The sequence below is a fragment of the Janthinobacterium sp. HH104 genome (assembly GCF_001758715.1).
In the GTDB taxonomy this organism is placed as follows: domain Bacteria; phylum Pseudomonadota; class Gammaproteobacteria; order Burkholderiales; family Burkholderiaceae_D; genus Janthinobacterium; species Janthinobacterium aestuarii.
The window spans coordinates 720,239-731,196 of sequence record NZ_LRIB01000013.1 but is presented as its reverse complement, the minus strand read 5'-3'; the positions used below and the strand labels follow the sequence as shown (position 1 = coordinate 731,196).

Genomic DNA, 10,958 nt, shown 5'->3' with positions numbered 1-10,958 from the left:
TCGGGTTATGAGCCCGACGAGCTGCCAGACTGCTCCACCCCGCAGGCGAATTATATACCAGTTTGCTGCACTGCGGGGAGCTAATCGCGGCAGCGGGCTGGAAGAGCTGCATGGGCGGCTTGAGAATGAAAAAAGCCGCTGATCTTTTGCAAGAATCAGCGGCTTTCCGGTATTGGTTGCGGGGACAGGATTTGAACCTGTGACCTTCGGGTTATGAGCCCGACGAGCTGCCAGACTGCTCCACCCCGCACAAGAATTATAAGGGCAAACGGGTGACTTAGGCAATAGCTATCTCAAATTCAACCGTAATAGACCAATCTAATGAATACGCAGGCGGCACGAGCGGTAGCCAATCGTGCCTGCGCTGCTCGCCACGCGGCACGCAATCGGTGTACAGTAAGCGTTACACGAGACATCTCTTATCCTAAGCTGCCCATGAAATTCTGCTCCGAATGCGCCCATCCTGTCAGCCTGTCCATTCCGGAAGGCGACAACCGTCCCCGCTATGTGTGCGCCAACTGCGACGCCATCCATTACCAGAACCCGAAAATGGTGGTCGGCTCGATTCCCGTCTGGGAAGAAGATGGCCAGCTGCAGGTCTTGCTGTGCAAGCGGGCCATCGAGCCGCGCCTCGGCTACTGGACCCTGCCGGCCGGCTTCATGGAAAACGATGAAACGACGTCCGACGCGGCCGAACGCGAAACGGTGGAGGAAGCGGGCGCGAATATCGAACTGGGCCCCCTGTTTTCGCTGCTCAACGTGCAGCGCGTGCACCAGGTGCACCTGTTCTACCTGGCGCGTTTGCGCGACCTCGATTTCGCGCCCGGCATCGAAAGCCTGGACGTGCAGCTGTTTACGGAAGCGCAGATTCCCTGGGATGACCTGGCCTTCCCCACCATCCGCGCCACCCTGGAACTGTTCTTTGCCGACCGCGTGAAAATCCGCGAAGGCGGCAGCTATGGCGTCCATACGGGCGATATCACGCGCCCGATGGCCCGCGCGGACGCAGAATAAGCAACCGCCGCATGATTCCCTGGCTCGACATCCACACCCCGTTCCCCGACGTCTCGCGCGCCCTGAGCGACGAGGCGCCCGGCCTGCTGGCGGCCGGCGCCGACCTGTCGCCCGCGCGCCTGCTCGACGCCTACCGGCGCGGCATCTTCCCCTGGTTTTCCGAAGGCCAGCCCATACTGTGGTGGAGCACCGATCCGCGCATGGTGCTGATGACGGAGGATTTCAAGGTGTCCGACAGCCTGGCCAAGGCGATCCGCAAGGTCGAGCGCAGCGCCGCCACGGATGGCCGCTGGCAGTTGCGCTTCGACGGCGATTTCGAGGCCGTCATGCGCGCCTGCGCGGCGCCGCGCAAGGATGGCCCGGGCACCTGGATTTCGGACGAAATCATCGCCGGCTACACGGGCTTGCACAAGCTGGGCTACGCGCATTCGTCGGAACTGTGGTTTGACGGTGAACTGGTGGGCGGCGCGTATGGCGTGTCGATCGGCCGCATGTTCTATGGCGAATCGATGTTCGCCCACGTTTCCGATGGCTCGAAGATCGCGCTGGCCCACCTCGTACGGTTTTTGCAGGCGCGCGGCGTGGCCATGATTGACTGCCAGCAAGAAACGAAACACCTGGCCTCGCTGGGCGCGGCGCCCATTTCGCGCGCGCGCTTCCTGGCCCATGTACGGATCGCCATTGAAGCAGCGCAAATCACCGATTGGCATGCTGCGCCCACGGCGTAAAAAAGCTATGATAGATCAAGGCACACCGCCGCGGACAGACCAGACAGGATCAGCATGACGCACCTGAACGAACTACCGTTTGCCACCCTGCAGTTCTATACGACGGCACCGTACCCATGCAGCTACCTGGACGACCGCCAGGCCCGCTCGCAGGTGGCCACGCCTTCGCACCTGATCAACAGCGACGTGTATTCGGAACTGGTGCGCAACGGCTTTCGCCGCAGCGGCATTTTTACCTACCGCCCGTATTGCGACGGCTGCCAGGCCTGCATCCCCGTGCGCGTGGTGACGGGCGATTTCACGCCCAACCGCAACCAGCGCCGCGCCTGGAGCCGGCACGCCGGCCTGCAGGCGGGCGTGGCCACCCTATCCTTCCTCGACGAGCACTACGAACTGTATCTGCGCTACCAGAGCACGCGCCACGCGGGCGGCGGCATGGACCAGGACAGCCGCGACCAGTACGCGCAGTTTTTGCTGCAAAGCCGGGTCAATACGCGCCTGGTGGAGTTCCGTGACCCCGACGGCATCCTGCGCATGGTCAGCATCATCGACGTGCTGGCCGATGGCCTGTCGTCCGTCTACACGTTCTTCGACCCGGACGTGCCGGGCGCCTCGTACGGCACCTACAACGTACTGTGGCAGATCGCCCAGGCGCGCGAGCTGGGGCTGCCGTATGTGTATCTCGGCTACTGGATCGCGCAGAGCCCGAAGATGGCTTATAAAATCAATTTCAAGCCGCTGGAAGCCAGAATCAAAGGACAGTGGGTGGTGATGTAAAACCAAGCGCATGTCGCTGGGAGGGCAGTTGGTAGGTCGGATTAGCGCCCAAGCGCGTAATCCGACACCACCGGCGGCGCCAACAATATTGTCGGATTACGCTCCGCTAATCCGACCTACTCTTTCACTTGCTCTTGTCCGGAAACGCCGGACGCTTGGGCAGCACGGGCGGGTTTTTCGCCAGCTCGGCCTGTATCACCTCGATCGCTTTTTCCAGCTGCGGATCGCGGCCGGCGATGACGTCGGCCGGCGTTTGCTCGACTTCGATATCGGGCGGCACGCCTTCGTTTTCCACGCCCCAGCCGTTTTCGCGGGTCCAGAACGCCAGGTTCGGCGCCGTGATGGTGCCGCCATCCATCAGCACGGGGAAGCCGAGGATGCCCACCAGGCCGCCCCACGTTGCCTTGCCGATCAGTGGGCCCATATTATTTTTGCGGAACATCCACGGCAGCAGGTCGCCGCCCGAACCGGCCGTCTCGTCGATCAGCATGGCGCGCGGGCCCTGGATCGACGCGGACGGCGTCTTCATGTCGGCGCCGTAGCGCATGGTCCACCAGGCGATTTCCTTCTTCTGCAGGATCTCGATGTAGTAATCGGCCACGCTGCCGCCGCCATTGAAACGCTCGTCGACGATGATGGCCTGCCTGTCCGCCTGCGGGAAGAAATAGCGCTTGAAGTAGGTGTGGCCCAGGCCCGCCGTATTCGGCACGTACACGTACGCGACCTTGCCGCCCGTAGCGGCATTGACCTTGCGCATATTGCCTTCGATCCAGTCGCGGTTGCGCAAGGCATCCTCGGTGGGCACGGGCACCACGGTGATCGTGCGCGCACCCTTGCCGTCGGCCGATGGACCGACGGTCAGGTCGATGGCCTTGCCGGCCGTGTTCTCGAAGGCGCTGTACAAATTGGTGGGCGGCGCCAGCGGGCGGCTGTCGACGGCCAGCAGGTATTCGCCCGCCTTGACGTTCAGGCCCGGCTCAGTCAGCGGCGCGCGCAGGGCCGGGTTCCAGTTCAAGCCGCCATACACTTTCTTGAAGCGGTAATGGCCGTCGCTCACGTCATAGTCGGCGCCCAGGAGTCCTCCCGGCACCTTCTTCGCCTCGATAAAATCGTCGCCGCCGCCACCGCGGTGATGGCCCACGGCCAATTCGCTGCACATCCACTGGATCAGGCGGTTCAGGTCGGCCCGGCTCGACAGCTCGGGCAGGAACACGGCGTACTTGTCGCGCATGGCCTTCCAGTCCACGCCATGCATGCCCGGGTCATAGAAGTAATCGCGGTTGATGCGCCACACTTCGTTGAAAATCTGCGTCCATTCGGCGCGCGGGTCGGCTTTTACTTCGATGGCGTCGACCTTGATCTTGCCTTCGCCCGGCATCAGCAGCTTGCCCGTGGCGGCCCCCATGGCCCAGTTATCCTTCTGGCGGTACAGCAGCTTCTTGCCGTCGGCCGAGACCTCGAAATCATCAGCTTCCGCCACCACGGTTTCCGCCTTGCGCTCCTTCAGATCAAAGCGCTGCACGGCCTTCTTGCCATCGCTTTCGCGCAGCAAAAAGATCTGCCCCGCAGCGCCAGCGGCGAGGCTGGAAAACTGCGCGGCCGGCAGCGGCAAGTCGACGATGCGCGTGGCGATGCCGTCGAAATCGATGCTGATCGGCGCCACAGGCGCCACGGCCACTTTCGGATCGTCGCGGCCCGTCTTCGGATCGACCTTCGGTTCGCTCTTCGGCTCCGCTTCCGCCTTGGCCGTGTCTTTTTTCGCGTCCGTGCTGGCGGCCTTTTCCTCGTCGCTCTCCTTGATCAGCGGTGACGGCAGGTCGCGCCGCAGCACGGCCATCCACACGGTGCGCGTCACCAGGTTGTCTTCATTCTGCTGCGAGAACCAGTTGTTGCTGGGGCCCGCATTCGTGGACGCGAAGAAGTACAGGTACTTGCCACTCTTGTCGAACACAGGTTCGGCCACGTCGGACAGGCCATCGGTCACGGGCATCGACTTGTTCTGCTCGACGGAATAGATGTAGGCGCTGCGCGTGTAGGTGGGCGAATTGAGCGTGTAGGCCAGCCAGCGCGAGTCGGGCGCCCATGAGGCGCGCATGCTCTTGTCGACGCCATACATCGGCTCCGTGGCGACCTTCTGCACCTTGCCCGTGCCGACGTCGATCACGTACATGCTCCAGCCATTGTCGGCAAACGCGATCTTCCTGCTGTCGGGCGACCAGACGGCGTTGTCATAGAAGCCGCTGCCATTGAGCTTGAATTTGCGCACGGCGCCCTTGCCATCCTGCGCCCGCACATGCAATTCATATTCGCCCGACTCGTCCGAGAAATATGCGACCGAGCGGCCATCGGGCGACCAGATCGGCGTGCGTTCGTGGGCGCCGGCCGTCTGCGTCAGATTGCGCACGTCGCCCTTGTCGGCGGGGATGGTGACGATCTCGCCCCGGTACTCGAAGGCGACCCTCGCGCCCGATGGCGAAATCGACGCGTCGCGGATGTATTTCGCGTTCTTGACCCAGCGGGGGCGTGTCTGCCCCAGGTCGCTGGCCACGGCGATGGTCAGCTTGTGCGCCTGGCCGCTGGCGATGTCGAACGCGTGCAGATAGCCGGCCTGCTCGTAGACTATCTTACCGTTCGCGGCCGACGCGTTCAGCACGGGGAAATCCGCATGCCGCGTCAACTGGCGCACGGCCTTCGTTTTCACGTCATACGCAAAGAGGTTGAATTCGCCGTTGCGGTCGGAGCGGAAGTACACGGTGTCGCCTATCCACATCGGGTCGACGTCGTTCGAGCGCGTCGTCGGCTGGGGGATTTTTTCAATCGATTTATCGGCGGACGAGAACAGCCACAGCCAGGAATTGGTGCCGCCCCGGTAGCGCTTCCACTGCTTGAAGGCGGGCGCCAGCGGGTTGTACGCGATGCGCTTGCCATCGGGCGAATACGTGGCGCGCGACGCGTTCGGGATTTCCAGCTGCGTTTCCACGCCGCCCGCCACCGGTACCGTGAACAGCTTCTGGAAGCGGTTGTTGAAGGCGGCGCGGGGCGAGGTAAACATCACGGCCTGGCCATCGGGCGTGAACGACTGCGCCAGGTCCGCGCCCGGGTGGAAGGTCAGGCGGCGCGGCACGCCGCCGGCCGCCGCGATCACGTACACGTCGACATTGCCGTCGATATTCGCGCTATACGCGATCAGGCTGCCGTCGGGCGAAAACACGGGATTGGACTTGTCGCCCAGGTCCGAGGTCAGGCGCCGCGCGCCGCCGCCATCGAGGTTGGACAGCCACAAATCGCCCGCATAGATGAAGGCGATGTGGCGGCTGGAGACGGCCGGTTCGCTCAGCATGCGGGTGTCTTGCGTATTGGGCAGGGCCAGGGCCGGGTGGCTCAGCAGCAGTGCGCTGGCGGCCGCGATGGCCGTCAAGATGCGTGTCTTTTTCAATCGATGTCTCGCTTATGAAGTCAACAGAACAGAGAAAAAACAGGAAGGTCGGCGGCCCAATGCAAATTATGAATGAATTAATGTTGCTTTAGACCAAAGAGAACTATACACCCGGCAGCCGTGCGGAACACGGTAAAATACGGCACTTATTTCGCGCGCCTCCAGCCCTTCCCGGCGGCCCGCACACCTACTCAAAGCGCCCCATGTCTGAAAAATTCCTGTACTCCCTCGCTCGCCCGCTGCTGTTCTCGATGGATGCCGAAGCGGCCCACCATCTGACCCTGCCCGCCCTGAAACGCGCCAGCGCGCTGGGCCTGACGAAGCTGGCCGGCAAACCGGCGGCGGACCCGCGCACGGTGATGGGCATCACCTTCCCCAACCCGGTCGGCCTGGCCGCCGGTCTGGACAAGGATGGCGCCTATATCGACGCGCTGGCCGACCTGGGTTTTGGTTCCATCGAAGTGGGCACCGTCACGCCGCGCGCGCAGGCGGGCAATCCGAAACCGCGCATGTTCCGCCTGCCGCAGGCGCAGGGCATCATCAACCGCATGGGTTTCAATAATGGCGGCGTGGACGCCTTCGTCGCCAACGTGCAGGCGTCGAAGTTCTACCAGAACCGCGCGGGCGTGCTGGGCCTGAACATCGGCAAGAATGCCGACACGCCCATCGAGCGGGCGGCCGACGATTACCTGCTGTGCCTGGAAAAAGTCTACCCGTATGCCAGCTATGTGACGGTGAACATCTCGTCGCCGAACACGAAAAACCTGCGCCAGCTGCAGGGCGCGTCCGAACTCGACGCCCTGCTGTCGCAGCTCAAGGAAGCCCAGGCGCGCCTGGCGGACAAGCATAAACGCTACGTGCCGCTGGCCCTGAAAATCGCGCCGGACATGGATGACGAACAGGTGAAAAGCATCGCCGAGTCGCTGACGCGCCACCAGATCGACGGCGTCATCGCCACCAACACGACCCTGTCGCGCAGCGCCGTCGAAGGCATGCCGCACGGCGCGGAAGCGGGCGGCCTGTCGGGCGCGCCCGTGTTCGAACTGTCGAACAATGTCATCCGCTTGCTGAAAGCGGAACTGGGCGACGCGCTGCCCATCATCGGTGTGGGCGGCATCATGCAGGGCCTGGACGCCGTGGCCAAGTTCGAAGCGGGTGCGCAGCTGGTGCAGCTGTACAGCGGCCTGATCTACGCGGGCCCCGCCCTGATCAAGGATTGCGCCCGCGCGCTGCGCGGCAAGCAGGCGAAATGATCGACAAGGTCAAGCTGGGCTCCAGCAGCCTGGAAGTGAGCACGATCTGCCTGGGCACGATGACCTTCGGCGAGCAGAATAGCGAAGCCGAAGCGCACAGCCAGCTCGATTACGCGCTCGAACGCGGTATCAACTTCATCGACACGGCCGAGATGTATCCGGTGATGGCCAGCGCGCAAACGCAGGGCAGCACCGAGCGCTACATCGGCAGCTGGCTGAAGAAAAGCGGCAAGCGCAGCCAGATCGTGCTGGCCAGCAAGGTGGCCGGGCCGAACTCGCGCATGCACTGGATACGCAATGGCAAGACGGACCACGACGCCGTCAACATCCGCGCCGCCGTCGAGGACAGCCTGCGCCGGCTGCAGACAGAGCACATCGACCTGTACCAGTTGCACTGGCCCAGCCGCAACCTGCCCATCTTCGGCGCCAGCGTGTACAACCCGCGCAAGGAACACGTTTCGGTCGCCATCGAAGACACCCTGGCCGTGCTGGGCAAGCTGGTCGACGAGGGCAAGATCGGCCACATCGGCGTGTCGAACGAATCGTCGTGGGGCGTGTGCGAATACATCAAGCAGGCCGAGCTGAAGGGCTTGCCGCGCATCGCCTCGATCCAGAACCTGTACAACCTGACGGCACGCCATTTCGAGACGAGCTTGCTCGACGAGACCTGCCACCGGGAAAATGTCAGCTTGCTGGCCTACAGCCCGCTGGCGTTCGGCCAGCTGACGGCGAAATACCTCGACGATCCGCAAGCCAGGGGCCGCCTGACGATTTTCCCGCCCGGCTGGAGTCCCCGCTACGTGCGCCCCGCTACCATAGCGGCAGCCGCCCAGTATGCGGCGCTGGCCCGCGCGCACGGCTTGACGCCGGCGCAGCTGGCGCTGGCCTGGTGCTACTCGCGCTGGTTCGTGGCCTCGACCATCATCGGCGCCACCAGCGTGGCGCAGTTGCAGCAAAATATCGATGCCCATCAAGTCAGCCTGTCGCCGGACCTCGTGGCGGCCGTCGACGCCATCCACGCCAGCCTGCCCAACCCTGGGCAGTAAGCGCGCCCCTCCTGGCGGCGCAGGCCGCCGCCAGGCTCCCCCCTTTCATCGCAACTAGTCGTATTTATACAACAGCTGGCAATTTACTGCTGTGCAGCATTGCGGCCTTGCCTTGCCCGGTCGTATGCTGGAAACGAGGCCATATGCGCTACTCGCGCCATGTTGACGTCTTTCAGATATTTATTGCATATCGATAGACAGAACGATTCGTAAGCACGCCGCGTGCCCACTGTTAATCTGATTGCATCATCGGACCGCCATGGTCCGCGCAACCACCAACCGAAGAGATATCGTCGATGAGTTCAAGCACCGCCCGCTCCCAGCTTCCCGCCCTCCCCGTCAAAACCGTTATCGCCGCCAGCCTGGTCGCCTGCTTCAGCCTACCGATGCAGGCGCAAGCGCAGCAAGAGCTGCCGGCCGAAGGCGAATTGCAATCGGTGGTGGTTACCGGCACCTTCGCCAAGAACCGCCGCACCATCGATTCCGAATCGCCGATCGACATCCTCACCTCGCGCGACCTGCAAAGCACGGGTTCCGCTGAACTGGCCACCGTGCTGGCGCGCCTGCTGCCATCGCTGAACTTTGCCCGCGCCACGGGCGCCGACGCCAGCGACGCCGTGCGTCCGGCCCAGCTGCGCGGCCTGTCGCCCGACCAGACCCTGGTGCTGGTGAACGGCAAGCGCCGCTACACGTCGGCCGTCGTCAACGTCAACGGTTCGCTGGGCCGCGGTTCGGCGCCCGTCGACCTGAACGCCATTCCGCTGGCCGCCATCGACCACGTGGAAGTGCTGCGCGATGGCGCGGCGGCCCAGTACGGTTCCGATGCGATTGCCGGCGTGATCAATATCATCCTGAAAAAAGGCGCGGCCGGCGGCGACGTCGAAGTGGGCTATGGCCAGACGCAGGAACGCGACGGCAAGCAAAAATCCATCAAGGGTTCGGCCGGCTTCGCGCTCGGCGACGACGGCTGGGTGCGCGTCTCGGCGGAAGTGGCGGAACGCGATCCGACCAACCGCGCCGGCGCCGACTTCCGCAATCCGGCCGAGCCGCGCTACGGCAAGGTCAACCAGCGTTATGGCGATCCGGAAAGCAAGCCGGCGACGATTTTCCTCAACAGCGAATACCGCATCAACGACAACATCGACTGGTACGCCTTCGGCAACTATGGCAAGCGCGACACGTCGGCCGCCGCCACCTGGCGCACGGCCTACAACGGCACCGCCCTGCGCACGCCGCTGTTCCCGGAAGGCTTCTTGCCGCTGCAAAACAGCACCCTGACGGACCAGTCCATCGTCACGGGCTTGCGCGGTGAAGCGGCCGGCTGGCGCTGGGATGCCAGCCTCAATTACGGCAGCAACAAGTTCGAACTGGACCTCGACAACACGGTCAACCAGTCGCTGGGCGCGAACAGCCCCACGCATTTCTATGCCGGCTCGCTGAAAAACGAACAGACCGTATTCAACCTCGATGCCGCGCGCGAATTTCCCGTCTCTTACTTTACGGGCCCGCTGACGGTAGCCGTGGGCGCCGAAGCGCGCCATGAAAAGTACAGCATCGGCGCCGGCGACGAAGCGTCGTACACGGGCGGCGGCTCGCAAGGCTTTGCCGGCTTCCGTCCTGCCAACGCGGGCAGCCATTCGCGCCACAACGAGTCGATCTATGTCAACCTGGAAGCGGAAGCGACGAAGAAACTGTCGGGCGGCGTGGCCCTGCGCCATGAGCGCTACAGCGATTTCGGCAGCACCACCTCGGCCAAGGGTTCCGCGCGCTATGCGTTCACGGACGCCCTGTCCCTGCGCGGCACCGTGTCGAGCGGCTTCCGCGCGCCATCGCTGGCGCAGCAGTACTACACCATCACCACCACCAACTTCCAGGTCGTCAACGGCGTCAACACGCCGATCGAAACGGGTACCTTCGCCGTCAACACGCCGCAGGCGCGCGCCCTCGGTGCACAGGATCTGAAACCGGAAAAGGCCCGCAATTACAGCCTGGGCCTGCAGTTCCAGCCTAACCGCAACTTCACGACGACGGTGGATGCCTACCGCATCGACATCGACAACCGCATCCTGTTCTCGGCCAATCTGGTCCTCAACAATGCATTGAAAAGCGTCCTGGCCGCGCAAGGCACGCCTGTGGGCTCGGGACGCTATTTCACCAACGCCGTCGACACGCGCACGGAAGGCGTCGACATCGTCAGCACCTACCGCATCGACCTGCAGGACAAGGACCGCCTCGACCTCACCGTGGCGTACAACCACAACAAGAGCAAGGTACAGAAAATCGCCGACAATCCGGCCATCCTGACGGCCAACAACCTGAAACTGATTGACCGCCAGAGCATCGACCGCATCACGGTGGCGTCGCCGAAGGACAAGTTCAGCCTGGCCGCCGACTACGGTTTCGGCATCTGGAATGCGCACGGCGTCGTGACGCGCTACGGCAGCTTCACCGTGCCGCAGAACGACGTCAAGCTGGACCAGACGTATGACCCGCAATGGGTGCTGGACGTGTCCGGTTCCGTGAAACTGGGCAAGAACTGGCGCCTCGTGGCCGGCATCGACAACGTGACCAACCGCTACCCGGCGCAAGTGACGAGCGCGGGCAACCTGAACGTCAACGGCACCCAGCCCTACAGCATCTTCGCGCCGAACGGTTTCAACGGCCGCTACTACTACGCCAAGGCTGGCTATAGCTGGTAAATAGC

Annotated in this window: 7 protein-coding genes and 1 tRNA gene; 6 read left to right on the top strand and 2 right to left on the bottom strand. The window is 63.5% G+C overall.

The window, feature by feature from the left end:
* Positions 1 to 173: 173 nt before the first annotated feature.
* A tRNA-Met gene (locus JAB6_RS04090) sits at positions 174 to 250 on the bottom strand.
* 185 nt (positions 251 to 435) lie between these two features.
* Between JAB6_RS04090 and JAB6_RS04085 the strand changes: the two genes are divergently transcribed.
* Genes JAB6_RS04085 through JAB6_RS04075 form a run of 3 tightly spaced genes read left to right on the top strand, consistent with a single transcriptional unit; the run spans position 436 to position 2,519 of the window.
* Positions 436 to 1,014 (top strand): NUDIX hydrolase, encoded by a 579-nt coding sequence (locus JAB6_RS04085; protein WP_034747557.1) that lies wholly within the window; start codon positions 436 to 438, stop codon positions 1,012 to 1,014.
* 11 nt (positions 1,015 to 1,025) lie between these two features.
* Positions 1,026 to 1,742: a leucyl/phenylalanyl-tRNA--protein transferase gene (gene aat / locus JAB6_RS04080; RefSeq protein ID WP_070301449.1), complete on the top strand. Its 717-nt coding sequence runs from the start codon at positions 1,026 to 1,028 to the stop codon at positions 1,740 to 1,742.
* Between the two features lie 54 nt (positions 1,743 to 1,796).
* Positions 1,797 to 2,519: an arginyltransferase gene (locus tag JAB6_RS04075; RefSeq protein WP_070301448.1), complete on the top strand. Its 723-nt coding sequence runs from the start codon at positions 1,797 to 1,799 to the stop codon at positions 2,517 to 2,519.
* A gap of 124 nt (positions 2,520 to 2,643) precedes the next feature.
* Here JAB6_RS04075 and JAB6_RS04070 read toward each other — a convergent pair whose 3' ends face one another.
* Positions 2,644 to 5,955 carry a S41 family peptidase gene (locus JAB6_RS04070; protein ID WP_070301447.1) on the bottom strand — a complete coding sequence of 1,104 codons (3,312 nt, stop codon included), beginning with the start codon at positions 5,953 to 5,955 and terminating at the stop codon, positions 2,644 to 2,646.
* Between the two features lie 203 nt (positions 5,956 to 6,158).
* On the opposite strand from JAB6_RS04070, the gene JAB6_RS04065 reads away from it, so the two are divergent.
* The 3 genes from JAB6_RS04065 (at position 6,159) to JAB6_RS04055 (ending at position 10,953) form a co-directional block, all read left to right on the top strand.
* Complete coding sequence (locus tag JAB6_RS04065; protein ID WP_070301446.1) at positions 6,159 to 7,208, top strand: quinone-dependent dihydroorotate dehydrogenase; 1,050 nt, start codon at positions 6,159 to 6,161, stop codon at positions 7,206 to 7,208.
* The gene (locus JAB6_RS04060) at positions 7,208 to 8,254 is read left to right on the top strand and encodes an aldo/keto reductase (RefSeq protein ID WP_070301501.1); all 1,047 of its coding nucleotides are present in this window, start codon (positions 7,208 to 7,210) and stop codon (positions 8,252 to 8,254) included. Before JAB6_RS04065 ends, JAB6_RS04060 begins: the two co-directional genes overlap by 1 nt.
* Positions 8,255 to 8,550: 296 nt before the next feature.
* Positions 8,551 to 10,953, top strand: a complete 2,403-nt coding sequence (locus tag JAB6_RS04055) for a TonB-dependent siderophore receptor (RefSeq protein ID WP_070301445.1) — start codon at positions 8,551 to 8,553, stop codon at positions 10,951 to 10,953.
* The last annotated feature ends 5 nt before the right edge of the window (positions 10,954 to 10,958 follow it).